The sequence below is a fragment of the Achromobacter spanius genome (assembly GCF_003994415.1).
GTDB classification, from domain to species: Bacteria; Pseudomonadota; Gammaproteobacteria; order Burkholderiales; family Burkholderiaceae_B; genus Achromobacter; species Achromobacter spanius_C.
The window spans coordinates 3,271,992-3,297,878 of sequence record NZ_CP034689.1 but is presented as its reverse complement, the minus strand read 5'-3'; the positions used below and the strand labels follow the sequence as shown (position 1 = coordinate 3,297,878).

Annotated in this window: 23 protein-coding genes, 1 pseudogene and 1 riboswitch; of the genes and pseudogenes, 16 read left to right on the top strand and 8 right to left on the bottom strand. The window is 63.5% G+C overall.

Annotated features, from left to right (window positions below; all coding sequences use genetic code 11):
- Positions 1 to 5 precede the first annotated feature (5 nt).
- Positions 6 to 464, bottom strand: a complete 459-nt coding sequence (locus tag ELS24_RS14935) for a universal stress protein (RefSeq protein WP_050444800.1) — start codon at positions 462 to 464, stop codon at positions 6 to 8.
- A 54-nt stretch (positions 465 to 518) separates the two neighbouring features.
- Positions 519 to 944: a universal stress protein gene (locus tag ELS24_RS14930; RefSeq protein ID WP_050444801.1), complete on the bottom strand. Its 426-nt coding sequence runs from the start codon at positions 942 to 944 to the stop codon at positions 519 to 521.
- A gap of 154 nt (positions 945 to 1,098) precedes the next feature.
- Here ELS24_RS14930 and ELS24_RS14925 point away from each other — a divergent pair, with 154 nt between their 5' ends.
- Positions 1,099 to 3,831: a cation-transporting P-type ATPase gene (locus tag ELS24_RS14925; protein WP_127184586.1), complete on the top strand. Its 2,733-nt coding sequence runs from the start codon at positions 1,099 to 1,101 to the stop codon at positions 3,829 to 3,831.
- A gap of 28 nt (positions 3,832 to 3,859) precedes the next feature.
- Here the strand turns inward: ELS24_RS14925 and ELS24_RS14920 are convergent, their stop codons facing one another.
- Positions 3,860 to 5,173 carry a voltage-gated chloride channel family protein gene (locus ELS24_RS14920; protein ID WP_050444803.1) on the bottom strand — a complete coding sequence of 438 codons (1,314 nt, stop codon included), beginning with the start codon at positions 5,171 to 5,173 and terminating at the stop codon, positions 3,860 to 3,862.
- An 84-nt stretch (positions 5,174 to 5,257) separates the two neighbouring features.
- A riboswitch (Fluoride riboswitch) is annotated at positions 5,258 to 5,331 on the bottom strand.
- 70 nt (positions 5,332 to 5,401) lie between these two features.
- Here ELS24_RS14920 and ELS24_RS14915 point away from each other — a divergent pair.
- Positions 5,402 to 5,865, top strand: a pseudogene (locus ELS24_RS14915) (hypothetical protein); the annotation flags it as partial.
- A gap of 1 nt (position 5,866) precedes the next feature.
- Here ELS24_RS14915 and ELS24_RS30940 read toward each other — a convergent pair.
- The 3 genes from ELS24_RS30940 to ELS24_RS14905 all read right to left on the bottom strand — a co-directional run bounded on the left by ELS24_RS30940 (position 5,867) and on the right by ELS24_RS14905 (position 8,108).
- The gene (locus tag ELS24_RS30940; RefSeq protein ID WP_164741191.1) at positions 5,867 to 6,325 is read right to left on the bottom strand and encodes a hypothetical protein; all 459 of its coding nucleotides are present in this window, start codon (positions 6,323 to 6,325) and stop codon (positions 5,867 to 5,869) included.
- Complete coding sequence (locus ELS24_RS14910) at positions 6,309 to 6,830, bottom strand: PAAR domain-containing protein (protein WP_127184585.1); 522 nt, start codon at positions 6,828 to 6,830, stop codon at positions 6,309 to 6,311. Before ELS24_RS14910 ends, ELS24_RS30940 begins: the two co-directional genes overlap by 17 nt.
- 375 nt (positions 6,831 to 7,205) lie before the next feature.
- Positions 7,206 to 8,108 (bottom strand): LysR family transcriptional regulator, encoded by a 903-nt coding sequence (locus ELS24_RS14905; RefSeq protein WP_230695391.1) that lies wholly within the window; start codon positions 8,106 to 8,108, stop codon positions 7,206 to 7,208.
- A 70-nt stretch (positions 8,109 to 8,178) separates the two neighbouring features.
- Between ELS24_RS14905 and ELS24_RS14900 the strand changes: the two genes are divergently transcribed.
- Genes ELS24_RS14900 through ELS24_RS14880 form a run of 5 tightly spaced genes read left to right on the top strand, consistent with a single transcriptional unit; the run spans position 8,179 to position 13,180 of the window.
- Entirely contained in the window at positions 8,179 to 9,429 is a 1,251-nt protein-coding gene (locus ELS24_RS14900) for a CaiB/BaiF CoA transferase family protein (RefSeq protein WP_127184584.1), read from the top strand.
- A complete protein-coding gene (locus ELS24_RS14895) occupies positions 9,429 to 9,899 on the top strand; it encodes a MaoC family dehydratase (protein WP_050444808.1) in 471 nt (156 codons plus the stop codon). The genes ELS24_RS14900 and ELS24_RS14895 overlap by 1 nt, the downstream gene beginning before the upstream one ends.
- Positions 9,900 to 9,951: 52 nt before the next feature.
- Positions 9,952 to 10,923, top strand: a complete 972-nt coding sequence (locus tag ELS24_RS14890; RefSeq protein ID WP_050444809.1) for a Bug family tripartite tricarboxylate transporter substrate binding protein — start codon at positions 9,952 to 9,954, stop codon at positions 10,921 to 10,923.
- Positions 10,924 to 10,959: 36 nt separating this feature from the next.
- On the top strand, positions 10,960 to 12,114 hold the full coding sequence (locus ELS24_RS14885) for an acyl-CoA dehydrogenase family protein (RefSeq protein ID WP_127184583.1): 1,155 nt from the start codon (positions 10,960 to 10,962) through the stop codon (positions 12,112 to 12,114).
- Between the two features lie 10 nt (positions 12,115 to 12,124).
- On the top strand, positions 12,125 to 13,180 hold the full coding sequence (locus ELS24_RS14880; RefSeq protein WP_127184582.1) for an acyl-CoA dehydrogenase family protein: 1,056 nt from the start codon (positions 12,125 to 12,127) through the stop codon (positions 13,178 to 13,180).
- Positions 13,181 to 13,191: 11 nt separating this feature from the next.
- Here ELS24_RS14880 and ELS24_RS14875 read toward each other — a convergent pair whose 3' ends face one another.
- Positions 13,192 to 14,115, bottom strand: coding sequence for a LysR family transcriptional regulator (locus ELS24_RS14875; RefSeq protein WP_127184581.1), 924 nt, complete (start codon positions 14,113 to 14,115; stop codon positions 13,192 to 13,194).
- Between the two features lie 223 nt (positions 14,116 to 14,338).
- Between ELS24_RS14875 and ELS24_RS14870 the strand changes: the two genes are divergently transcribed.
- The 5 genes from ELS24_RS14870 to ELS24_RS14850 all read left to right on the top strand — a co-directional run bounded on the left by ELS24_RS14870 (position 14,339) and on the right by ELS24_RS14850 (position 19,139).
- Complete coding sequence (locus ELS24_RS14870) at positions 14,339 to 15,499, top strand: ABC transporter substrate-binding protein (protein ID WP_127186348.1); 1,161 nt, start codon at positions 14,339 to 14,341, stop codon at positions 15,497 to 15,499.
- Positions 15,500 to 15,577: 78 nt separating this feature from the next.
- Positions 15,578 to 16,093, top strand: coding sequence for a thiamine pyrophosphate-binding protein (locus ELS24_RS14865; protein ID WP_050444813.1), 516 nt, complete (start codon positions 15,578 to 15,580; stop codon positions 16,091 to 16,093).
- A 15-nt stretch (positions 16,094 to 16,108) separates the two neighbouring features.
- Positions 16,109 to 16,705, top strand: coding sequence for a thiamine pyrophosphate-dependent enzyme (locus tag ELS24_RS14860; protein WP_050444814.1), 597 nt, complete (start codon positions 16,109 to 16,111; stop codon positions 16,703 to 16,705).
- Positions 16,706 to 16,739: 34 nt separating this feature from the next.
- Positions 16,740 to 18,167, top strand: a complete 1,428-nt coding sequence (locus tag ELS24_RS14855; RefSeq protein WP_127184580.1) for an aldehyde dehydrogenase family protein — start codon at positions 16,740 to 16,742, stop codon at positions 18,165 to 18,167.
- A 54-nt stretch (positions 18,168 to 18,221) separates the two neighbouring features.
- The gene (locus tag ELS24_RS14850) at positions 18,222 to 19,139 is read left to right on the top strand and encodes an NAD(P)-dependent oxidoreductase (RefSeq protein ID WP_127184579.1); all 918 of its coding nucleotides are present in this window, start codon (positions 18,222 to 18,224) and stop codon (positions 19,137 to 19,139) included.
- Between the two features lie 121 nt (positions 19,140 to 19,260).
- Here ELS24_RS14850 and ELS24_RS14845 read toward each other — a convergent pair whose 3' ends face one another.
- On the bottom strand, positions 19,261 to 20,877 hold the full coding sequence (locus ELS24_RS14845) for a cyclic peptide export ABC transporter (RefSeq protein ID WP_127184578.1): 1,617 nt from the start codon (positions 20,875 to 20,877) through the stop codon (positions 19,261 to 19,263).
- Between the two features lie 220 nt (positions 20,878 to 21,097).
- Here ELS24_RS14845 and fhuF point away from each other — a divergent pair, with 220 nt between their 5' ends.
- From fhuF to ELS24_RS14825, 4 genes are all read left to right on the top strand, one after another.
- A complete protein-coding gene (gene fhuF, locus ELS24_RS14840; RefSeq protein WP_127184577.1) occupies positions 21,098 to 21,856 on the top strand; it encodes a siderophore-iron reductase FhuF in 759 nt (252 codons plus the stop codon).
- A gap of 145 nt (positions 21,857 to 22,001) precedes the next feature.
- A complete protein-coding gene (locus tag ELS24_RS14835) occupies positions 22,002 to 23,027 on the top strand; it encodes a GNAT family N-acetyltransferase (protein ID WP_127184576.1) in 1,026 nt (341 codons plus the stop codon).
- 8 nt (positions 23,028 to 23,035) lie between these two features.
- A complete protein-coding gene (locus tag ELS24_RS14830; protein ID WP_127184575.1) occupies positions 23,036 to 24,358 on the top strand; it encodes a lysine N(6)-hydroxylase/L-ornithine N(5)-oxygenase family protein in 1,323 nt (440 codons plus the stop codon).
- 69 nt (positions 24,359 to 24,427) lie between these two features.
- Positions 24,428 to 25,870, top strand: a complete 1,443-nt coding sequence (locus ELS24_RS14825; protein WP_127184574.1) for a diaminobutyrate--2-oxoglutarate transaminase — start codon at positions 24,428 to 24,430, stop codon at positions 25,868 to 25,870.
- Positions 25,871 to 25,887: the final 17 nt, after the last annotated feature.

Genomic DNA, 25,887 nt, shown 5'->3' with positions numbered 1-25,887 from the left:
GCTGCTCAGGACGTTCCATCCGGGGCACGCACCAGCAGCACGGGCGCCGTCGCGCCGCGTGCGATGGCCTCGGCGCTGCTGCCCAGTACCGCCCGACGCACGCCGCGCCGCCCATGGGTGCCCATCACGATCAGCTCCGCGTCCCAGTTGTCGGCTTCGTCCAGCACGCGCTGGTGCACCGTCCGGTCCAGGTTCTCGTACAGCACACTGTCGGCATCGATACCCGCCGCGCGCGCCGCGCCCACCGCGGCCTCGAGCAGCTTGGCGCCGTTTTTGCGCGTCACATCCAGCAGTTCACCCGCGTGATAGCGATAGGCGTCCGCGGTCAACGCAAAAGAAAGCTCGTCAACGACGTGAATCACGCGCAGGCTGGCCTGCGTCAATTGCGCCAATCGTATGGCTTCCTTCAAGCCCACCTGAGAGGTGGCGCTTCCATCGATGGGCACCAGGATACGTTCGTACATGATGAATCTCCCAAAGCAGCAGAAGGGGAAGAGGGCGCGCGGACTGGCCGCCTGTCAGTTGACGAGCACCACCGGGATGTGAATGGTGTGCAGCACTTTCATCGCCACCGAGCCCAGCAGCAGGCTGCCAGCCGCACCCAGCCCGCGTGAGCCCATGACGATATGGTCGCAATGCTGTTCGGTGGCGTAAGCCTTGATGGTGTCGGCCACGTTGCCCACCCGAAGCTCGGCCTGATACATGACGCCAGCGGTATCCAGGGCGTCCTTGGCCTTCGCCAGCGCGGTCTTGGATTCGTCTTCGTAGTACTCCTGGAGATCGGCCGCCGAGATGAAGGTCAGTACCGTGCCGGACACGATGGGAAGCTGCACATTCAGCAAATGGATGGTGCAGGGGCCATAGTCGCGTACGTGATCAATCATGTAGCGCACGGCCCGCAGGGAATTTTCCGAACCGTCGACGGGGATGAGTACGTTCTTCATGGTGTCTCCAAAGGGCACAGTAGGCGGCGGGTGACAGGTCTACCCGCCTGCTGCCAGCATGACGCAGCGCCGAAGCAAGGTGTTGATCCACATCAAACTTTTTCAAACAGGCCGTGCGATGCTTGGCATGCCGCCCGGCACAGGAAACCCAGCCATGCAAGACACCTTGAAGGAACCCCACCCCGCCCAACCTTGGCACGCCCAGGCGGGCGCCACGGTGTTGGACGCATTCAAGGCCACCCCAAACGGGCTGGACCAGGCCGAAGCCGAGTCCCGCCTGGCCACCTTCGGCCCCAACCGGCTGCCGCTTGCCCGCCAGCGCAGCATGGTCAGCCGCTTTCTGGCGCAGTTCCACAACGTGCTCATCTACGTGTTGCTGGGATCCGCCGCCATCACCGCGCTGCTTGGGCATGGCGTCGACACCGGCGTCATTCTGGCCGTGGTCGTGGCCAACGCCATCATCGGCTTTCTGCAGGAAGGCAAGGCGGAGAAGGCAATGACAGCCATCCGCCAGATGCTGGCGCCGCGCGCGAACGTGCTGCGCGACGGCGAGCGCCGCAGCATCGCGGGCGACGCGGTGGTGCCAGGCGACATCGTGCTGCTGGAGGCCGGCGACCGCGTTCCCGCGGACCTGCGCCTGCTGTCCGCGCATTCCATGCGGGTGCAGGAAGCCGTGCTGACCGGTGAATCGGTGCCGGTGGCAAAGCACGTAGCCCCCGTCGCCATGGATGCCGCCTTGGGCGACCGCTCGACCATGGCCTACTGCGGCACGCTGGTGGCGGCCGGGCAGGGCAGAGGCGTCGTGGTGGCCACGGGCCTGCGCACGGAAATTGGGCGGATCAGCACGCTGCTATCCACGGTTCAGGCGCTGGCCACGCCCTTGGTCAAGCAGATGGATGTGTTTGGCAAATGGTTGACCGCCTTGATTCTTACCATCGCGGCGCTGCTGCTGGTGCATGGCTATTTCGTCCATGGTTACGAATTCACCGAGCTGTTCATGGCGGTGGTCGGACTGTCGGTGGCGGCAATTCCCGAAGGGCTGCCGGCCGTGCTGACCATTACGTTGGCCATCGGCGTGCAGGCCATGGCCCGGCGCAACACCATCGTGCGGCGGCTGCCCGCCATCGAAACCATCGGCGCGGTGTCTGTCATCTGCACGGACAAGACCGGCACCTTGACCCGCAATGAAATGGTCGTGGCCACGGTCCTGGCCCGGCGCCATGTGCTGACGCTTGACGGCGTGGGCTACGACCCGAAAGGGCACATCCTGCTTGACGGCAGGCAGGTGGATGCGCAAGGCCATGGGGTGTTGCAGGAGCTGGCGCGCGCCAGTGTCTTGTGCAACGATGCGGCGTTGCGGCACCACCGAGGCCACTGGGCGGTGGAGGGCGACCCGATGGAGGGCGCGCTGCTGGCGTTTGCAGAAAAAACCGGGGCGGATGTGCAGAAGCTCAGGGCAGGCTGGACGCGCACGGACGCCATTGCCTTCGATTCCCAGACGCGCTTCATGGCAACGCTATGCCACAACCATGAACGGCAAGCCTTCATCTATGTAAAGGGTGCGCCGGAACGGATATTGGCCATGTGCGCCAATCAGCGCGCGGCCGAGGGCGGCGTGGAGCCCCTGGACGCGCGTTATTGGCAAGCCGAATCCGACCGCATCGCCGCCAGCGGCCAGCGCCTGCTTGGTGTTGCGGTGCGCGCCGTGAAGCCCACGCACACCGTGCTTGAAAACCGCGATGTCGACGGAACCTTGACGCTGCTGGGCATGGTGGGAATGATCGACCCACCAAGAATCGAAGCCATCGAAGCGGTGCGCGCCTGCCGCGCGGCCGGCATCGGTGTCAAGATGATTACGGGCGACCACGCCAAGACCGCCGCCGCCATCGGCGCACAGATCGGCCTGCAAGACGCCCGCACCGTGCTCACCGGCGCCGACCTGGACGGCCTGAGCGACGCCGCGTTGCGCCAGGCGGCGCAAGATTGCGACATCTTCGCCCGCACCAGCCCCGAACATAAATTGCGCTTGGTCATGGCCCTGCAATCGCAAGGCATGATCGTGGCGATGACTGGCGACGGCGTCAACGACGCCCCGGCGCTGCGGCGCGCCGACGTGGGCATCGCGATGGGAGAGAAGGGCAGCGAAGCCGCCAAGGAAGCGGCGGAACTGGTGTTGGTGGACGAGAACTTCGCGTCTATCGTCGCCGCGGTGCAAGAGGGGCGTACCGTCTACGACAACATCAAGAAGGTGGTTAGCTGGACGCTGCCCACCAATACCGGCGAGGCCCTGACGGTGATCGTGGCATTGCTGGCCGGCACCAGCCTGCCCGTGACGCCTATTCAGATTCTTTGGATCAACCTGGGGACCGGCGTCACGCTGGGCCTGGCGCTGGCCTTTGAACCCACCGAAGAAAACACCATGCGCCGCCCGCCCCGAGCCCGCGACACCCCGTTGATTGGCGGCGAACTGGCCTGGCACATCGTGTTGGTAAGCGCCTTGTTCCTGCTGGCTGTGTTCGGGGTTTTTCACTATGCCAGCCTGCAGGGCCATTCGATGGCGCTGGCGCACACCATGGCGTTCAACACGCTGGTGGTCATGGAAATCTTCCATCTGTTCTTCATTCGGAACATCTACGGGACATCCCTGACATGGAAGGCGGTGGCGGGCACGAAGGTGGTCTGGACAATGGTCATCGCCGTGACCGCCGCGCAGTTTGCCGTGACCTACTTGCCGCCATTGCAGGCCATCTTCGAGACCGAGCCCGTGCCACTACGGGATGGGGCGCTGATTGTCGGCATAGGCGTCGTGCTGTTCGCCGTACTTGAAATCGAAAAGCAGATCCGGCTGGCAATCAGACGGGTCGGAAAGGCGGCGGACCCTTATTGACTCAGGTCGAAGTTCGGAATGTACAGGCTTACTTTTCAGGAGCGTTAGCCGTGGTTTTCTGCCGCAATTGCTTGCGGTATGCCCCCAGTTCCGATAGCCGCATCCCTTCGGGCAACACCCGGTGCTTGGAATGGCCAACACGCTGCGCGGCGTAGATGCCGCTGTGACCGGAAAAAAGGTACGCGGCGATGCAGGCGATGGCGGCAAATGGCGCGATGTCCGGGCCGAACAGCTCGATGGCCATGACAATGGTGGCGATTGGGGTGTTGGCGGCGCCCGCGAACACGGCGACGAATCCCAGACCCGCAAGCATCGAAAAGGGCAAATGCAAAAGAGGCGCCAGCGCATTGCCAAGCGTGGCGCCGATGTAGAAGAGGGGGGTGACCTCTCCGCCCTTGAAGCCCGAGCCTAGCGAAGCCACCGTGAACAGAAGCTTGCCCAGGAAATCCCAAGGCGCAACCGGTTGCTGGAAGGCCTGGACAATGGACGGAATCCCCAAGCCTATATAGCGGTAGCCGTCAAGCGCCCACACCGCCACCGCCACGACGACACCGCCAATGAATGGCCGTAGCGGCGCGTAGGACACATGCCGCTTCATGAAGCCGCCGATTGCGTGGGCGCTGTTGGCGAAGATCATGCCGATCAAGCCGAACAGAATACCGGCAAGCACCACGCTCAGAACACTTACCAGGCCCAAGGGAGCAATCTCCAGCACCGAGTAATGCGTGTGGTGCACACCTAGAAGCAGACCGATCTGGTCGGCCGCGATGGCGGCCACCACGCACGGGAACAGCGCGTCGTAACGCATGCGGCCGATTGCCAGCACCTCCAGCCCGAAGATGGCGCCGGCCAATGGCGTGCCAAAGACAGAGGAAAAACCGGCGGCGATACCCGCCATGAGAATGATGCGCCGGTCTTCGGGACGCATGCGCAACACATGCGTGAGTTGGTCGGCAAGCGCGCCACCCATCTGTACCGCGGTTCCTTCGCGCCCAACGGAGGCGCCGAACAGATGCGAGACCACCGTGCCGCCCAACACCATGGGCACCATGCGCAGGGGAATGACCTTTTTGGGGTCGTGGATCTCGTCAATGATCAGGTTGTTGCCGGCCTCAACGGGCCGGCCCATGCGTAGATAGCACCAACCGACGGCAAAGCCGGCAAACGGCAACAGCCAGATCAACAAGGGGTTTGCTTCGCGGGTGGAAGTCGCCCAATCCAGCGCATGCAGGAAAAAGGCGGAGGCGCTGCCGGCCAGGCAGGCGACGATGAAGGACAGGACCAGCCACTTGCCGATATAAGGCAGGAGATCCAGTTGTTCCAGACGGGTTGAGCGCGGCATAAGATCAGGAGTCGAGGGACAAGAAACCCCCTGATCCGCGCAGCCATAGGACGCAAAACATGCCTACAGCCCCCGCAAGACCAGGGATCTGTAGGCATCATCAGCCGCGGTGAACAGAACGCGGCGGTTAACGGAGGAATGCCATCTCCGAAAAGCGTTGCGATGGTAGCAGGCGGCTAAAGCCGAGGCAAGCAGCGGTTGTGCGAGGGGATTACGCCGTGCGATTTCATCAACCCGAATCAGTTGTTTGGCTGGCGCAAGCTGTACCAGAACGGCAGCCTGTCTGCGGTCAGTTCGGGAGAGGAGGTGGTGCCCGCTTCAGAACTGTCGGAGGCGCTGGCCCAGGTCCGTGAACTGCAGCGATTGCTGGGCAAGAAGACGATGGAGAACGAAATCCTGCGGGAGGCGGTCGACGTCATGAAATCCCGAAAGTGGATTGCGCGCTCACCCTCGTTGCCAGAGGACGACCAGTGAAGCGAGGCTGCCGTGAATGCCAAACGCATTTATCGGGTTTTGCGCTGGACTGTTGCGATCGCGAAGCGTTGAGCTGGGCGACCACCACTGCGGGGCACAGCGGCGACATCGTCCGCGATGTGATGCTGGCCGCCGTTGAAAGCCGCTTCGGTGGCACCTTGAAACCGCCTCACCCCATTGAGTGGCTAACCGACAACGGCTCGGGCTACATCGCCGAAACTAGTCCTTCCACTCGCGAACGATTTGAGCTAATTCGTCACGGGATACTTTTCTGGCTTTCAATAACGCCGCAAGTTCTTCGCGCGTCAGCGGATAGTCTGAGATAAGTTTCTGCAGGTCAGCTTTTGGTATCGGGAAGGCCCAAAGCGCACTTTCTGCGCCGGCCATACTGTCAATGCGTTCCGCTGGAGGGGTTCCTTTATAGTTCAACTCGACAAGGTAAGTACTGTGTCCTTCAGCGAAAGATTGCTGGTGGTATATCACCGTGCCGACAGGCAATAAATGGTGATTGGTCTCATCGTTGGGTGCGGAAATCAACAAGGGTTCAGTAGTACGAAATGCGAACTTTCGGTCCATGGATTTTTCCTTAAAGAAATGCGCTGCCGTAGCGATACCTATCACTGTGATCGCTGCGGCAGTTAGTCCGACGACATATTTGGTGTTAGGGGCTGCTGCCATGCGATTGGACTCGGTACGGTTGCTTGATATCTGACGCTTCCAACATTTCTTTCAAATCACCTGGCATGAAGATGCGGCTCGGCCATCCCCTCAGTTTCGCAGCAGACCTCTCGACAAAACTCATGCCTCGACGGTTCATGGGTTTTTTCGACGAACTTGCGGGAGAGGCAAATGCCGGTATTCCTCCGAAGCTACCGCCCACAGCGGTCGCATAACTTCCTTCGATATTCTGAAAACGCACCCTCTGACTGGGTATCAGTCTGGGAGGACCAGGACACCGGCAAGCGCACAAGTCACCTTCCAGCGCGACTTGCCGCCCTTCGTAATATTCGGGGATGCGTGGGCCGATGCAGACGATGGAGCCCATAGATTGGCAACTCCCGCAAGCGATCTTGTCGCCTTCGGTGGCGAGCTGCTTATCCAGCAAAATGAAGGTGGCGGCAGCCGACACCACCACGCCATTGGCTGTGGTCAGGTCGCCGATACGAATGTGGTGGCGCTTCATGCCGCACTCGACATGTCATGCCGATAGCTCGCTTCGGCCCGTCTGGACAAAAAGCCAGCGACCATGGCTGCGGCGGCGTGGATGCCTTCCATGTCTTCTCCGTGACTGGTGGAATGCCGGGTGAGGGCGGCGACGATGTTGACCACTGCGTCAATGGGAAACCGGCTGCTGGGGCGGTGTTTAGGGTCGCTACTGCTAGCAGGTGATTGATGTTTACATACCCGTCTGGCGATGCTGCCATATTCGCCATGGGGTGGGATTGCCCAATTGCGGCATTCAAGCGGTGAAAATGCCCGTCGGGAAACATTTGTTTTCCGACATATGCCAAATGCGTAGGGGGTCAGGTTTTTCAGACTGGAATGCGGCCCGGCCGGGTCAGCTGCAATCCTCGTCCATCGAGAGCATCACGTCTCGCAATTTCAGCACCGGTGCACAAGAGGTATCGTGGTGAGTCACCAGCGAAATCGCCAGGGCTTCATAGGCGTCTTCATCGCTTAGGTCCACAAACTCGACATGTGGTGTGGAATAAGCGCGCGTCACACCTGGCACCAGGGCCACGCCCAGGCCACTGGCGACAAGACTCACCACGGTTTGCACCTGGATGGCTTCCTGGCTGATGCGCGGCGAGAAACCCGCTTTGCGGCATAGTGCCTGCGTCACGCCGTTCAGCCCGGGCACCTTATCCGGTGCGTACATCACGAATGGCTCTGAACGCACAGACTGCAGCGCCACCCGCCCGCCGGTCAAGGGATGGGCGGCTGGCAGCGCCAAGATCAGGCTGTCGCGCTCGACGACCCAGGCCGACAGCGATGGGTCTTCGGCCAATGGCCCACGCACCAGCGCGGCGTCAATCTCGTTGGCCCGCAGCATTTCCGCCAGGCGCACGGTACTGTCCTCGCGCAGTTCCAATTCGACGTCGGGGTAACGGTGGCGAAAGGTCGGAAGGTAGCGCGGCAGCAGCATATAAGTTGCCGAGCCCACGAATCCCAGGCGCAAGCGGCCCAATTCCCCCAGCGCCACGCGCCGCGCCGACTGCCGCGCCTGGTCCGCATGGAACAGCGCACGGCGCGCATCCTCCATCAAGGCGGCGCCAGCCGCAGTCAAAGACACCCCCTTGGCGCCGCGTTCAAGAAGCTGCACACCCACAATGTGTTCCAGTTTCTGTATCGACACTGATAGGGCCGGCTGGGCGATGCGCAGCGCTTCAGAGGCGCGGCGATAGCTACCAAGTTCAGCGATGGAGATGAATTGGCGCAACTGTCGAAGGTCCAGGCTCATAACAAATCTTATATCGAACTATAGCGACGCGATATTAGACGATTATGTTTCGGGTGATTAGGATTTACGAATGACTAGCCTAATTGACTCCGAACGCAGCGCACTGGCCGGTGTGCGTGTGCTGGACCTGACCTCCGTCGTGTTTGGCCCGTATGCCTCTCAGATATTGGCCGACTACGGCGCCGATGTGATCAAGATAGAGGCGCCCGGAGGTGACTCTACCCGCCGCACCGGGCCAAGCCAGGAAGACGGTTTGGCCGCCATTTTCCTAGGCATCAATCGGAACAAGCGCAGCGTGGTGCTGGACTTGAAGCAGCCCGACGCCCGCGATGCGCTGTTGAAGATGTTGGAGCACGCCGACGTGCTGATGCACAGCATGCGGCCAGCCAAGATGGCGCGCCTGGGACTGGATCCTCAAACCCTGTGTGCCCGTCATCCCCGATTGATCTACGCGGGTCTCTACGGTTTTGGCGAGGGTGGGGCATACGCGGGCATGCCGGCTTACGACGACATCGTGCAGGGGCTGGCGGGCGTGGCCGACATTACGCAGCGGCAAGGCGGCACGCCGCGCTACCTGCCCACCATCGCGGCTGACAAAACCTGTGGGTTGATTGGCGCGCACGCCATCCTGGCCGCGCTTTTCCAGCGTGAGCGCACCGGTCGCGGACAACAACTGGAAGTGCCCATGTTCGAGTCGATGACCTCTTATCTGCTGGTAGAGCACTTCTATGGCCGCCACCTGTGCGATGAGCCAGGGCCCGCGGGCTACCCGCGCGCGTTGGCGCCATGGCGACGCCCCTACCAGACCGCCGACGCCCACCTCTGCATGATGCCGTATACCGATGCGCACTGGCAGCGCTTCTTCAACGAAACTGGCCACCCCGAACTGGCCCAGGACGCGCGCTTTATCGATATTGCCGCGCGCACCCGCCATATCGATGAACTGTACGAACGCGTGGGTGGCATCGTGATTCGCCACGACAACGCATATTGGTTGGCCCTGTGCCAGCGCTTGGAAATTCCCGCGGCGCCGGTCAATCGGCTGGAAGACCTGGAACAGGACCCGCACCTTCGTAGCGTGGATTTTTTTGTACCGCTGCAAAGTGCGGCTGGCCGCCGCTATCAGTTTGTTCGCAACCCTGTGCGTTTACAGCATTCGCACGTGCCGCCAACGATGCCCCCACGGCTGGGCGAGCATACGCGGCAGGTCTTGCGCCAGGCAGGCTTGGACCCCGATCACATCGCACGCCTGCTAAGCAGCGGCGCCGCCCACGACGCTGCCACCGCGCCAGCGTCCCTTTCCCCTCCGGAGAACATGTAATGAACGATCCCACTTTGCCCGTCATGTTGGGCCAAGGCTACTACTGGCAGGACCTGAGGCTGGGTCAGCGTTTTCGTACGTTTCGCCGCACTGTGACAGAGACCGACATCGTTAATTTCATCAGTGTCACCGGCATGCTGGAGACGATATTTATCGACGCCACCTATGACCGCGGCGCCATTCAGGGCCGGCCCGCACCTGGCGCGCTTACTTACGGCCTCATAGAGGGTCTGCTAATGCAAGGCATGGTGCAGGGCACAGGCTTGGCCTTGCTGGAAGTGCACAAGAAGATGCTGGCGCCGGTCGTGGCTGGCGACACGATTTGGGCTGAAGTGGAAGTCACCGGCATACGTCCCACGTCGCAGCACAATCGCGCTGTGGTCAATTCAACGATTGACGTGCACAACCAGCACGACAAGCGGGTGATGACGTACACCGCCACCCGGATGTTGGCGGGCCGACCGGCCTGACGTCCGGACGCTCAAGTAGTACCCCAAAACAACGACAACACCAGGAGACAACATGAAAACCATTATCCGTACAACGGCTGCCTTGGCAGCCATCATCTGCGCCTGCGTCGCTCCGATCGCGCAAGCCGCGTGGCCGGAACGCCCGGTAACTGTCGTCGTGCCTTTCCCGCCTGGCGGCCCCACCGACTTGGTGGCCCGCGTGCTTGCCAAGCAACTGGCGGACCAGACGGGGCAGACCTTCGTGGTGGAAAACAAGGGTGGCGCCAACGGCAACATCGGCATGCAATATGTCGCGGCCGCCAAGCCTGATGGTTATACGGTGCTGTACAACACCTCATCAATTGCGCTGAGCCCCAATCTGTACCGAAACCTGCCTTTTGATCCGGTCAAGGATTTCGAAGCGGTCTCCTCAACCGCAATCATTCCCCTCGTGCTGCTCGCGCATCCGTCCCTGCCAGTCAAGAACGTGAGTGAGTTCGTCAGCTACGCCAAGGCTCACCCCGGCAAGCTTTCCTACGGGTCCGCCGGCGCTGGCAACGTCACGCACCTGGGCGCTCTGTTGTTCTTGCGTTCGGTAGGTATTGACGCGGTACACGTGCCTTACCGCGGCAGCGCGCCCGCCATGACAGACCTGGTCGGTGGCCAAGTGCAGTTCATGACGAACACCTTGAACGACTCGCTGGGCTTCGTGCGCGACGGCAAGCTCAACGCGCTGGCGGTCAGCAGCAAGGCTCGTAGCCCGCAGTTGCCGGATACGCCCACCTTGGCCGAAACGGTAGTGCCTGATTTCGAAATGGGCGCGTGGCAAGGCATGGTTGTACCTGCCGGAACGCCAACCGATATTGTCAATGCCCTCAACACACAGATCCGCAAAGCCTTGCAATCACCCGCGCTGCTCAAGCAGTTGCAGGCCCAGGGCGCGCAACCATTGGGTTCAACCCCTAGCGAATACAGCGACTACATTCGCGCCGAAATCAACCGTTGGAAGGACGTGGTGAAGGCCGCCAACGTACGGCTGGATTGACCGGCACAGCCCATCTGACGCTCAACGGGATGCAACATGATTGACACGCTTGAACTGACCCACTTGCCCGCGGAGGATGAGGCTTTGCGGCGCGACATCCGTCTATTCCTGGATCAGGAACTGCAAGGCATGGCTCCCGAAAAGCGCGCGCGCTCGTGGATGGGCTTCGACGCCGCCTTCAGCAGGCGCCTGGCCGAGCGTGGCTGGCTAGGTTTGACATTGCCGCGCGAATACGGCGGACAGGCCCGCGGGCATTTCGCACGCTTCGTGCTATCCGAAGAGCTGCTGGGCGCGGGCGCGCCGGTATCCGCGCACTGGATCGCTGATCGCCAGAGTGCCCCCTTGATCCTGAAGTACGGTACGGAAGCACAGCGCCGGTTTTATCTGCCGCGTATCTGCCGCGCCGAGGCGTTCTTCTGCATAGGCATGAGCGAACCCGGTTCCGGATCGGACCTGGCCAGCATCCGCACGCGCGCCGAGCCCTTGAAGGAGGGAGGCTGGCGGCTGAATGGCAGCAAGATCTGGACGACCAATGCGGACCGATCGCACTACATGATTGCGCTGGTGCGCACTTCCGGCACGCCCGACAGTCGCCATCAAGGTTTGTCGCAGTTAATCGTTGACCTGTCGCTGCCCGGTGTGACGATCCGTCCCATCGTGGATCTGGCGGGCGACGCGCATTTCTCGGAAGTGTTTTTTGATAACGTGGCACTTCCGCCTGACGCCTTGATCGGCGACGAAGGCGCGGGCTGGCAACAAGTGAATGCAGAATTGGCGTTCGAGCGCAGCGGCCCCGAGCGTCTGTACTCAAGCATGGCGCTGGTGGAATGTTGGTTGGCGCACTGCCGCGCACAAGCGGGGCAGGACAAAACCACCCATGTCGCAATGGGCGAGATCCTGTCGCAGCTCGCCGTACTTCGCGCAATGTCGCTTGCGGTCGCTGGCCAATTGGCACAGGGCCGCAGCCCTGCAACCGAAGCTGCGCTGGTCAAAGATCTGGGCACCGAACTCGAACAACGCATTCCCGCACTGATCGCAGAGGCGTTGGGACAAGCGCCCGAATGCCCTCTGCCGGGAAGTTTGCTGCGAACCCTGGCCTATCTGGAACAAGTCAGCCCCACCTTTTCGCTGCGCGGTGGAACGCGGGAAATCCTGCGGGGCATCATCGCGCGTGGCCTGGGCCTGAGATAAGGAGCATTACGTGGACCATCTTTTTGGCGATGCCGCAGAACGGCTGTTTGCCCAGCACTACACGCCCGCCGTCGTGCGTGCAGTCGAACGCGGACAGTCGGCACAGACCGCGTGGCAAGCCTGCCACGACGCGGGGTTTCTGGACGCGCTGGTAGCCGAAGCAGACGGCGGGGCGGGTTTGCAACTGGGAGACATCCTGCCCGTAATCCATGCGGCTGGACGCCACGCCGTGCCCGCGCCGCTGGCCGATACCGTGCTGGCTCGCGCCTGGCTGCGGGCCGGCGGCCATGCCCCGCCGGATGGACCCATCGCCCTTGCGCCGTTCGGATTGAGCTCTCAGGACGACCGCCTGACGTTATCCGCGGCGCCTTGGGGCCGCGTGGCGCAATGGATGCTGGCCGCGGACGCGCGTGGCATTCACTTGCTGCCTGTAGACCAAGCCAGCGTCATACCGACTGGCGGTCAGGGTAGTTTGAGCGCGGACCTGTCCTGGCCGACGGGTGCCGGCAGCGTGGTATCAGCTGCGCCATCTCAGTCAGCCATATCACCAAACACGGTTGACGGTGGTGCATTGCCCGGTCTGCCCGAACTGGCCGCGCTTGCCTACACCGGCCTGATAAGCGGCGCAATGGAACGGATCCTTGAACTGACCCTGGACTACGCGAATCAACGAACGCAATTCGGCAAGCCCATCGGAAGGTTCCAGGCCGTGCAGCAGCAACTCAGCATCCTGGTTGAACAGATCTGGGCGACGCGCATGGCGGCCCAACTGGCGTTTCAAAGCGACAGCTGGGCGCCAAGCCCCTTGCTGGCTGCCGTGGGCAAGGCACGTGCCAGCGCAGCGGCAGTCATGGTGGCCGACATCGCGCACGCCGTCCACGGGGCCATTGGCGTTACCGAGGAATACGATCTGCAGCTCTACACGCGCCGTCTTCGGGAATGGCGTCGGGCTGCTGGCGCCGAATCCTACTGGTCTGCGCGCATCGGGCAGGATGCATTGCGAACCGACAGCGCCGCATCGGCGCTGGACTACGTGCGCACCCTGTTGTCGACACCGACCCGCTGACCCAGCCGCGCCTATTTTCGACCCTTGAGCGATTTCATGAAGCGCTGCGCGCGCGATACGGCGTCGTGCGCTTCGGCCGAGAGTGCCGCCACAAAGCGTTGCGCGGCCAGGCTCAGCGGGCGGCGCGGATGGTTCACCACCACCAGTTGGCGTTGCATGTCAGCATGAATGCGCCGCACCGACAGGGCGCCCGCGTCGAGTTCGTGCGCGATGGCGCTGATGGGCAGGATGGTGGCCCATGCGCCCGACTTGACCAGTTCCAGCGTGGGGGTCAAAGCGTCCATCTCCAGGCGCGGGCGTGCAGCAAGGCTGCGCTTCTTCAAGACCGGATCGATGATCGCGCGCAAGCCCTGGCCCAGTGACGGCACGATCAGCGCGCCGATGGGAAGATCGGCGAATTCCACGTTGCGCAGCGCGCTGTCCGACGCCGTGACCAACACCAGTTCCTCGCTGACCAGCGGTGTGGTCTCCAGGCTGCGCACCGGCTGGATCAGATTGACGATGGCGACATCGAGTTCGCCCGCATCCAGCCGCTCCACCAGCCCCGCGCTGTAGGCCTCCGTCAAACGGATGGTGACGTCTTTGTTTTCGGCGGTGTAAACGGAAAGGGCGCGCGGCACGATGCTGGCGCCCAGCGAAGGCACCGTCCCCACGCGAATCAACCCCGACGTGTCGCCGCTCAGGTCCAGCATGCGTTGCCGCACGCTTTCGACTTCTTTGGACAGCGGCAACAGCATCTTGTAGAGGTCGGCGCCCGCGGCCGTGGGCGTGACGCCGCGGCTGGAGCGTTCGAACAACTGGACCTTCAAGGTCTTTTCCAGCTTGGCCAGTTGCGTGCTCAGCGCGGATTGGACGATTCCCAATTCGGCCGCGGCGCGCGTCATGCCGCCGTTGCGGTACAGGCAAAGAAAGCACTCGATCTGGCGCAGATCCATGGTGTGTGGGGGCAGTGTGAGAAAACCGGATTATAGGGAGGCAGGGCCACTGTCGGGCCCCATGGTACGGGTTAACGATATGCTAACAATAGATTGTGTGTAGCTATATTATTAAAAAAAGAGATGGCTTTGGCGATCCTGCGGCAAAGCCGGCATAGCGAGGAGACAAGACGTGGAAACCAGTACGAAAGTGTTAGGTGCCGTCGCGTTGGCGGTAGTCGGCATGTGTGGGGCAGGGGGGGCAAGCGCTCAAGACGACAAGGTGAAGATCGGCTTCGTCACCGACATGAGCGGGCCTTATTCCGATTTCGACGGTGCGGGCGGGCTGGACGCCATTCGCATGGCGGTCGCGGATTTCGGCGGGAAGGTGCTGGGCAAGCCTATCGAGGTTCTTGCGTCCGACCACCAGAACAAGGCCGATATCGCGTCGAACCGCGCGCGCCAATGGTGGGACCAGGACAAGGTGGACCTGGTGATCGGCGGCTCGAATTCATCGGCCTCGTTGGCGATCAGCACGATTGCCGCCGAAAAGAAAAAGGTCTTCATCAGCGCGGGCGCGGGCGCCGACAGCCTGACTGAAGAAGCCTGCACGCCCTACACGGTGCGCTACACCTATTCCACGTCCGCGCAGGCGCGCGGCACGGCGGCGGCCATGGTGCAGCAGGGCGGCAAGAGCTGGTTCATGCTGACCGCCGACTATGCCTTCGGCTATTCGCTGGAAAAAGCCAGCATGGATGTGGTGCGGGCCAGCGGCGGTTCGGTGACGGGATCGACGCGCCATCCGCTCAATACGTCGGACTTCTCTTCCTACCTGATGGTGGCGCAGGCGTCCAAGGCGCAGGTGCTGGGTCTGGCCAATGGCGGCGGAGACCTGATCAACTCGATCAAGACCGCCAAGGAATTCGGGATAAGCGACAAGATGCGGCTGGCCGGGCTGATGGTCTTCATTACCGACATCCACAGCCTGGGCCTGGACACCACCGCCGGCATGTACCTGACCGACGGCTGGTACTGGGACCTGAACGACCGTTCACGCGAATTCAGCCAGCGCTTCTACGCGCGCAACAAGAAGATGCCCACCACCTTCCAGGCGGGCGACTATTCCGCTGTCACCACCTACCTGAAAGCCGTGGAGCGCGCCGGAACGACGGACTCGGACGCCGTCATGAATGCGCTCAAGTCCATGCCCATCGACGACATGTTCACCAAGGGCTATATCCGCGCCGACGGCGCCATGGTGCACGACATGTACCTGATGCAGGTCAAGTCGGCCTCAGCATCCAAGGGCGAATGGGACTACTACAAGAAAGTGGCCACCATTCCAGGCGAGGAGGCCTATGCGCCCACCCAGCCCGGCATCTGCAAGCTGAACGCAAAAATCTGAGCGCGGCGGGCGGCGGGCCGGCCACAACCGGCTCGCCCCGCAAGCAGGTCTTCATCCACACACCAGAGGAAACGAATCATGGCAGAGCGTTGGCCCGAAATGGTCTATCAGAACCTGAAGGAGGCCGGCATCACGCAGATGGCGTATGTGCCGGACGCGGGGCATAGCCAGTTGATCAAGCTGTTCGAGGCGGATCCGGACGTGGAGGCAATTTCCCTGACCACGGAAGAAGAGGGCGTGGCGATGCTGGGTGGCGCCTGGCTGGGCGGCGCCAAGGGCGTCTTGTTATTACAGTCCAGCGGGGTGGGCAACTGCATCAACATGCTGGCGTTGATTCAGGAATGCCGCATGCCGTTCCTGTGTCTCATCACCATGCGTGGCGAATGGGGCGAGTTCAATCCATGGCAATGCCCCATGGGCCAGTCTACCGAGGCCGCGCTGCGCGGCGCCGGCGTATTCGTGCAGCGGGTGGAGCAGGGCGATGACGTGCCCGAGACGGTTCGCGCCGCGAGCCTGTTGGCGTTCAACTCGAACCGGGCGGTAGCCGTCGTGATCTCCCAACGCATTCTTGGCATCAAGAACTTCAACAAGTAGGACGAGGCAAGCGATATGAACGCGAGCGCGACAATGAACCGACGGGCGGCCGTGGCCCGCATACTTGAGCAACGCGGCGATGCCCTGGTGGTGGCAAGCCTGGGCAATCCTACCTACGACACCTCGGCGGCTGGCGACGACGACAGGAATTTCTACGTGTGGGGTGCCATGGGCGGCGCCTGCATGGCGGCCCTGGGCCTGGCGCTGGCGCAACCGCGACGCCAGGTGCTGGCCTTTGTTGGCGACGGCGAGATGCTGATGGGCATGGGGTCGCTGGCGACCATCGGTGTGCGCGCGCCGTCGAACCTGAAGATCATCGTGATCGACAACGAACACTACGGCGAAACCGGCATGCAGCCCGCCCATTCGGGACGCGGCGTGGACATTGCCGGCATTGCCCGCGCGTGCGGCATCGCCGATAGCGTCACGCTGCGCAACGGGCGCGAGCTGGACGAGAGAATTCCCGGCCTGTATCAGCCAGGCCTGCAATGTCTGGTGCTGAAGGTGGCGGCAGCGCCAGAGGCCAGCAGCCTGCCGCCGCGCGACGGTCCCTACCTGCGTTCGCGGTTTCGCGAGGCGGTGCTGGGCAAGGGCAAGGGTGGCCATGCATGATCCTTCAACGATTCATGACGAGGAGCAGACAGTGATGCAAAAAGCGAATTTCATCGACGGCGCATGGGTGGAGGGCGACGCCACCTTGGCGAACCTGAACCCCGCCGACCCGCAGGACGTGATCGGTCAATACGCCTGCGCCAGCGAGGCGCAGATGCGGCAGGCGGTAGCGGCGGCCCGCGCCGCCGCGCCCGCCTGGGAACGCAGCACGACGCAGTTGCGCAGCGACATTCTGTCTCGCGCCGCCAACGAGATCCTGGCGCGCAAGGAGGAACTGGGCGCTCTGGTGTCGCGCGAAGCGGGCAAGACCCAGGCCGAGGGGCAGGGCGAGGTCGTACGCGCCGGGCAGATCTTCCAGTTTTTCGCCGGCGAGGCGGTGCGCTATGGCGGCGAGAACCTGCCGTCCGTGCGCTCGGACATCGGCGTACAGATCAGCCGCCACCCGGTGGGGGTCGTCGCGCTGATCACGCCATGGAATTTTCCGATCGCGATTCCCGCCTGGAAGATCGCGCCCGCCTTGGCCTTCGGCAACACGTTGGTGCTCAAGCCGTCAGAGCACACACCGGGCGCGGCTTGGGAACTGTTCAATATTCTTGAACGCGCCGGCTTGCCTGGCGGCGTGGCCAACCTGGTCAACGGCGAAGGGGCGGCGGCCGGGCGCGCCTTGCTCGAAAGCGTGGATGCCGTCAGCTTCACGGGCAGCGTCGCCACCGGCCGCAAGATCGCCACGGCGGCATCCGAACACATGATCCGGGTGCAGTTGGAGATGGGGGGCAAGAATCCGCTGGTGGTGCTTGACGATGCCGACCTGGACGTGGCCGTGGAGTGCGCGCTGAACGGCGCCTTCTATTCGGCGGGCCAGCGCTGCACGGCCAGCAGCCGGCTGATCGTCGCGGAGGGCATCCATGACCGTTTCGTCGAGGCGCTGGCCGCGCGGATGCGCAAGCTTGTGGTGGGCGACCCGCGAGACCCCGCCACCCAGATCGGCCCGGTCATCAACGCGCCGCAGTTGGACAAAATTCTGGGCTACATCGAACTCGGGCGTGGCGAAGGCGCCACCTTGGCCGAAGGCGGCAAGCGGGTCGATACGCCTACCGCCGGCCACTTCCTGCGGCCGACCCTGTTCACCGACAGCAACAACGCCATGCGGATCAACCGCGAAGAGATCTTCGGCCCGGTGGCCGCCGTGATCCGCGTGTCCGGCTATGACGAGGCTTTGCAGGTCGCCGACGACACGCCCTTTGGCTTGTCGTCGGGCATCTGCACCACCTCGCACAAGCTGGCGAACCATTTCCGGCTGAATGTGCGCAGCGGCTTGACGATGGTCAACCTTCCCACCGCCGGCCTGGACTACCACGTGCCGTTCGGCGGGGTGAAGGCCTCCAGCTTCGGTCCGCGCGAGCAGGGGCGCTACGCAGTCGACTTCTACACGTCCACCAAGACCGCCTACATCGGCTATTGATCCATTAACCGCAGCACGATCCGGCGTCGCAACAGGCGCCGGCAGGAGACAGGCATGGAAAAGATCGGTTTTATCGGCTTGGGGCGGATGGGCAAGCCCATGGCGCTGAACCTGCGCCGCGCGGGCTTCGACCTGGTGGTGCTGGACATCAACCAAAAGGCCGTGGATGAGCTGGTGACGGCGGGCGCGACGGCGGGCGCCGACGTGGCGGACGTGGCGGGGCAGTGCGGCATCATCGTGACGATGCTGCCTTCGTCCAAGGAAGTCGAGCAGGTGGCACTGGGAAGCGACGGGGTTTTCGCCAACGCCGCCCAAGGCAGCCTGCTGCTGGATATGAGCACGATCGACCCGCTGGCAACCGATCGCCTTCAAGAGCAGGCGTTGACGGTCGGGATGACGGTGGTGGACGCGCCAGTGGGGCGCCTGGCCGAGCACGCCGACCGGGGCGAATCGCTGTTCATGGTGGGGGCAAGCGAGGCGGATTTCGCCAGAGTCAGACCGCTGCTCGACGCCATGGGCACCACCACCTACCATTGCGGCCCGGTGGGCTCGGGCGAGCGCACCAAGCTGGTGAACAACTACGTGGCGGTCACGCTGTGCCAGGTGAACGCGGAGGCGCTGGCGCTGTCGCAGCGCTTCGGGCTGGACATCACCAAGACGCTGCAAGTGCTGTACGGCACGTCTGCCTCGAACGGGCAGTTAAGGATGAATTTCCCCAACAAGGTGCTGGTGGGCGACACCGCACCGGGGTTCACCATTGATCTGGCGCACAAGGACATGTCGCTGATCGTGGCCGCCGCGCACGCCGCGAAGGTGCCGATGCCAGTGGCTGCCGCCGTGCACGAGTCCTTCAGCCTGGCGCGGGCTGGCCAGTTCGGCGGCATCGATTTTTCCGGCATTGCCGATGCCATCTGCCATTTTGCCCAGATTGAAAAGCCGCGCGTTCCTAAAGGCTGGACGCCTGACTCATAAGATGCCAACCAGGGAAGTGATCCCGCAACCCACGCCTGCGCGGCGCGGGTTGCGTGTTCTTGGGTTTGGGCTTAGATCTTTTACTTTACATAATGCACATTATGCGATTCGGATAAACAACTCAGGCCGCCAGCGCCGCGCCCGATACCAGCCGGCCGCTTTCCATGTACACGATGCGATCTGCAAGCGGGAAATAACGGTCGTCGTGCGAGATGACCAACACCGTCTTGCCGCGATTGCGTAGCTCTGGCAGCAGGTCCCGGTAGAAGACTTCCTTGAACAACGGGTCTTGATCCGCCGCCCATTCGTCAAACACCACAAAGGGCCGGTCTTCCAGGTAGGCCGCCACCAGCGCCAGGCGCTTGCGCTGCCCCTGCGACAACGCGCTGGTGCTGAAGGCGCCATCGCGCACCTGCACCTTGTGTTGCAGGTGCAGCCGCTCAAGCCAGCGGTTGCCGACGTCGTCGACATCGTCGCGGCCGCTTTCCAGCAGGCGGTCAAACAGGTGGAAGTCGGCAAAGATCGCCGAGAAAGCCTGCCGGTAGCGGTCGCGGTTGTGGTCACCTACCGGCTCCCCATCCACCCTCACCTCGCCTGATTCCGGGCGATACAGTCCCACCAGCAGCTTGGCCAGCGTGGTCTTGCCGCTGCCGTTGCCGCCCACCAGGAAGACGATTTCGCCCGGCTCGAACGACAGGTCGATCGGCCCCAACTGAAAGATGTAGTCGCTTTGTTCGTGGTGGTAGCTGTGGGTGACCTCGTGCAGCGAAATGCGGGGCGACGCGGCGGCGGGCGTAAGCTCGCCGGCGGCGGGCTCCGAGGCCACCATGCCGCCTACGATGTCGTGGATACGGCCGGCGGACACCTTCGCCAGGTTGGCGCGCGGAATGTTCAGCAGCAAGGCCTCAAGCGGCGCCACCATGTACAGGAACAGCAACGCAAAGCCCGTCATCACGCGTTCCTGGCCGGGCTGGTTGCCGGCCAGCCCGAACAACACCAGCCCGATGAACGCGTAGACCAGGAAATTGCTCCAGCTGGCGGATACGACGAAGATGGACATGCCGCGCGTGCGGGCACGGCGCACCGCCTCGATCGAATGATGGAGCATGTCCGCCAGGAACGCCGAACGCTTGCCGCGGTTCAGCCGCAATTCTTTGGCGCCCGCGCTGACCGCGCGAAAGTAGCCAAACAGCTGATCCTGTTCGCGCGCCGCGACCTCCAGATGCTTAATCGCGCGCAAATGCGCCAGGTGATAGCCCAGCGAGCCCAGGCCGACCACCAGCACCGCCACAAGAAACACCTTCCACGACAGAAACGCCATGTACACCAGGCAACCCGCGACCACGACGGCATTGTTCAGAATGGCGGGCAGGCTGACGAAGTACTGGGCGACGTTGGCGCTGTGCTCAGTCAGCGCCGACTGGATGCGGTCGGCGCCCACCCGTTCCAGATGCGCAAAGTCCGCCTGCATCGCGCGGTCCGTGATGTAGCGTCTCAAGTCAGCATGCGTTTGCTGGCTGAGCCGTTCGAACAGCAGCGCCGAACCCATTCGCGCCAGCATCGCCAGCACGGCCGTCAGCGCAAAGATCCAGGCCAGGCGCGGACGCTCGGTGGCGTCCGCCGTCAGGGCGATGTTGATCTGCATGACCAGCAGCACACTGAAGAGGCCGGCGCACACGCAGGTAAACGATGCAAGCGCCAGGAGTTTTTTGGAGTGCCTGATCAGATGGGTAATCAACCGAATTCCTCGACGTAGATGCCTGCGCTCAACTTATGAAGACGAAGCAGCCTGGCGGATGTTTAGGCGTCGCCATGCCGCGCTGCATGCAGGGCTAAATTTTTGTCGAGCCGGTTCGTCTGTATGGGATGGACTGCGCCCTCACCCTGCCCGCTGCCACACCGCCCTCGCGCCTGGACCGTGATCGCTGTGCGCGGGCGCGCTCCGGGGGAATCCAACAATGATCCCGGTGCTGGCGCCCCTGTTTCCCGGCGACTGGGCGGCGCATGGCGATGGGGTGGCGCTGGCGGGCGAGAACGCTTGCGGACAGCCCACGGTGGCGCAACTGCTTGAAGACGCCGAAGCGCTGCCGCTCATCCTGACCCGGCAGGCGCGGCATTTCGGTGCGGCGGCGCTGGCCCCGGTCGCCTCGGTATGGACGCTGACGTATTTCTGGCGCCTGCTGCCGCCCGTTGCCGCAGCGGCCAGCGTGCTGCAGCGCGTCTTGCCCACGGCGGCGCGCCAGGTCAAGCCGCAATTTGATGGCGACGGCGCGGTGTTGCGCCTGTTGATTCCGCATGACGGCCAGGCGCAGCCAGGCTGTGACACTCACGAACGCTATGCGCCTTTGCTGCATGAACACCTGGAACCGCTGGCGACGCGGCTGGCGCAATGCGCGCGGCTGTCCCCGAAGATCACCTGGGGAAACGTTGCGCGCTATCTGGACCTGACGTTGTCGCAGTTAATGCAGGCGATGCCGGGCAACTCCCAACTGGCGCAAGACCGCGCCTTGCTGCTCGACGCGCCCCTGTGGCGTGGCGAGCCCAACCCGATGTACCGCGCCCCGCGCGAGGTGCTGCGCGACACGCCACAAGGCCCGCGCGCGCGCGCCCTGCTTCGCCGCTGCTGCCTGTACTACATGCTGCCCGGCCACGCGTATTGCGATCTTTGCCCGCTGTCCGCACCCAATCGGCCCACCCGCGAGACGCGCGGCGCCTAGCGCCCCTTCCTCGCCATATCCGCCCCGGCCACCGGTAATTTTGCAGCTGGGACTAAACAGCACCGATTCTCATTCGTCTAGAAATAAGAGCATGGACCGCAAGGCAAGCGCCTGCGGCCAATCATTCCGACGAAGGTTCGTGCCGATGACTCAAAACCATGAACGCGCCGCGGCAATCGCCCGGTGGAATCTCAGCGCGGACGCGCAACCGCCGCGTCTTGAATGGCTGGGCCCGTGCGCAGGCGATCCTGACGCGAACGAACTGATGGCTGCCATCGAATCGGCGTTCTCCCAACTGCCCTTAGCCACGCACCTGACCCTGCGCGCCCCGCTGCCGCAGGCCCGCGCCCTGCAAGAGGCCGGCCTGCTGGTGCCGGACGCGCACGGCACGCAGACGGTGCAGGCCAGCATGTTCTGGCAGCTTGCCGCGTCGTGGCTGCCGCGAGGCGCCGCGCCCGCGTATCCGCTGGACTATGTGATGACAGGCGAACGCCGTCACCCTCGCCGTCCCCCGAAGCCGACGGGTGTGGTGTACCGCCGGGCCATCCCCTGGCTGTCAGCCACCCTGTCATTTCGGGTGGCGACGGAAGAATTGGACGCGGTGCGGCTGAACCGCTGGATGAACGACCCCGTCGTCGCCGAGTTCTGGCAAGAGGAAGGCGACCTGGACAAGCACCGCGCCTATCTGCGCAAGCAGGCCGACGACCCGCACACGCTCGCGCTCATCGGCTGCCTGGACAACGTGCCGTTCGGCTATTTCGAAACCTATTGGGCGCGCGAAGACCGTATTGCCCCCTTCTGCAACGCGGCAGACTTCGACCGTGGCTGGCATGTGCTGATCGGCGAAGCCTCCTGCCGCGGCCCAGCCTTCGTGCCCGCCTGGCTGCCTTCGATTTCGCACTACCTGCTGCTGGACGATGTGCGCACCCAACGCCTGGTCATCGAACCGCGCGCCGACAACGTCAAGATGATCCGCAACCTGGCCCGCAGCGGCTACGCGCTGGAAAAGGAATTCGACTTTCCGCACAAGCGCGCCATGCTGGGCACGTTGTCGCGTGAACGATTCTTCGGCGAACGGTTCTGGCTGCCGCGCGCGCCGGACGGCAGCAAGCTGGCGCACCCCGAGGCGCATGACGCACGCCGCGTCCCCGCCCAATCCCTGACGCAGTGAAGGTGTCCATGCAAGTACACGATCTGATCGGCATTGGCTTCGGCCCGTCCAACATCGCCCTGGCCATCGCCCTGGAAGAACGCTATGGCGGCGATTCGGGCCTGCTGCCGCTGTTCCTTGAGAAACAGCCGTGCTTTGCCTGGCATCCGCACATGATGCTGGACGGCACGCACATGCAGATCTCGTTCTTGAAGGACCTGGTCACGTTGCGCAACCCGGCTAGCCCGTTCACGTTCCTGAATTACCTGCACAGCCAGGGCCGCTTACAGCAGTTCATCAACCTGAAGACGTTCTTCCCCAGCCGGCACGAATTCAACGACTACCTGGCGTGGGCGGCCGGTCATTTCTCGGACCGCTGCGCCTATGGCGAAGACGTGTTCGACGTGGCGCCCGAAACCGTCGGCGACACGGTGCCGCTGCTACGGGTGCGCTCACGCGACGCTCAAGGCCGGGTCCGCGAACGCCTGGCGCGCAACCTGGTCGTGAGCGTGGGCGGCAAGCCCCACATTCCCGAACCGTTCCTGACCTGGCGCGACGAGCCACGCATTTTTCACACCAGCTCGTATCTGTCGGCCATCGGCAAGATCGCGCATCCGCGCCGGATCGCAGTGCTGGGCGCAGGCCAGAGCGCCGCTGAAATCTTCATGAACCTGCACGAGCACCCGGATCGGCCCCAGGTCGATCTGCTGATGCGCGGGCGCGCGCTGCGCCCGTCCGACGACAGCCCTTACATGAACGAGATCTTCAACGCCGAGCACACCGACTACATCTACAGCCGGCCGCCCGCCGAACGCGCGGGGTTGCTGTCAGAGGCTTGGCATACGAACTATTCGGCGCCGGACGTCGAGTTGATCGAACGCATCTACAACGTGTTCTACCAACAACAGGTGACCCGCCAGGCGCGCCATCAGTTGCGCCGCCGTTGCCAGGTCGATGCCGTGGAAGTCGTGGACGGCGTGGATGGCGACGGGCAAAGCGTTGCGCTGACCTTGTTCGACCGCGATACGCACCGCAGCGAAGTCGTCAGGTATGACGCGGTGATTTTGGCGACAGGCTACGTCCGCGACCATCATAAACAGCTGCTGGCCCCGCTGGCTCCCTACCTGGAAGACCACGCCATCGATCGCCACTACCGCTTGCGCGCCGACGCCCGGTTAAAGCCCGCCATCTATGTGCAAGGCGGCAGCGAAACCACGCACGGCATCAGCGACAGTCTGCTGTCCATCCTGGCCATCCGTTCGCAGGAAATCGGCAATGCCCTGCGCGCGGGCAGCCCGGGCGACGCAGTGGAAAGGCCGCAACGGGAACGTCGCGCCGCGCTGGCGGGCTGACCCGGCTTCGTCTTGCCCATTCACCGGTTCACGCCCGTTGCGCGCGGACCTTTTTGAAGGCGTATCACCATGGCTTACTTCCCCACCGCCGCGCAGGCGGATCAGGATCTGGCGCGTCAGCACGATGCGCTTGCGGCCCCCTACACGCTCGCGGGGAACACGTTGCTGCAATACCAGGAGCAGCGTGAGTCCAATGCGCGCAGCTATCCCCGGCGCATCCCGCTGGCGCTCAAGCGGGCCAAGGGAATTTACGTCGAAGACATTGAAGGCCGCGTGTTCATTGATTGCCTGGCCGGCGCCGGTTCACTGGCGCTGGGGCATAACCACCCAGCGGTAACCGAAGCCATCGGCGCGGCCCTGAACGCGGACCTGCCGCTGTTGACGCTGGACCTGACCACGCCCGTGAAAGACCGCTTCATGCGGGACTTGTTCGACCTGCTGCCCGCGAACTTCTCGCGCAACGCCAAGATCCAGTTCTGCGGTCCGACGGGCGCCGACGCGATCGAAGCGGCCCTCAAGCTGGTCAAGACCACAACCGGCCGCGCGGACATTCTTGCGTTTCAGGGTGCGTATCACGGCATGACGCAAGGCGCGCTGCAATTGATGGGCAACTTGCGGCCCAAGCGGTCGCTGCGGTCGCCGCTGGCCGGCGTGCAATTCCTGCCCTACGCCTACCAGTACCGCTGCCCCTTCGGGCTGCGGGGCGGCGCCGGCGTGCAAGCCGGGCTGCGGTACATCAGCACCGTTCTGAACGATCCGGAAGGCGGTGTGCCCCCTGCGGCCGGCATGATCCTGGAAGCCGTCCAGGGCGAAGGCGGCGTCATCCCGGCGCCGCTGGAATGGCTGCAAGGCCTGCGTGAGCTGACGCGTGCAGCCGACGTGCCCATGATCCTGGACGAGGTCCAGTCCGGCTTCGGCCGCACCGGCCGCATGTTCGCCTTCGAACACGCCGACATCGAGCCGGACGTGGTGGTGCTGTCCAAGGCCATCGGCGGCGGGCTGCCGATGGCGGTGGTGGTCTACCGCGACAGCCTGGATCAGTGGGAAAGTGGCACGCACGCCGGCACCTTCCGCGGCAACCAGCTGGCGATGGCGGCCGGGTCCGCCACCATGCACGTGCTGCGCTCGGAAGGCCTGGCCGATCACGCCCACGCCATGGGCGAACGGCTGACCGGCCTGCTTCTGCAATTGCAGCGCGACCACCCCGAACTGGGGGATGTGCGCGGCCGTGGCCTGATGCTGGGCGTGGAACTGGTGGAGCCTTCGCTTCCCGCCGGCATGCCCCAACCCGCCGCGCCGGGATTGGCCAGCGCCGTGCAGGCCGAGTGCCTGCGCCGCGGCCTGATTATCGAACTGGGTGGCCGCCACGGCAGCGTCGTCCGCTTCCTGCCGCCGCTGATCATCACCGCGCGCCAGATCGATCGTGTCTTCGATATTTTTTCCGCTTCCCTCAGGGCCGCGCTGCATGCCCAAGGGGAAGCGATCTTTCGCACCAACCGCAGTCAAACCTAAAACAACGGGCTCCTCGT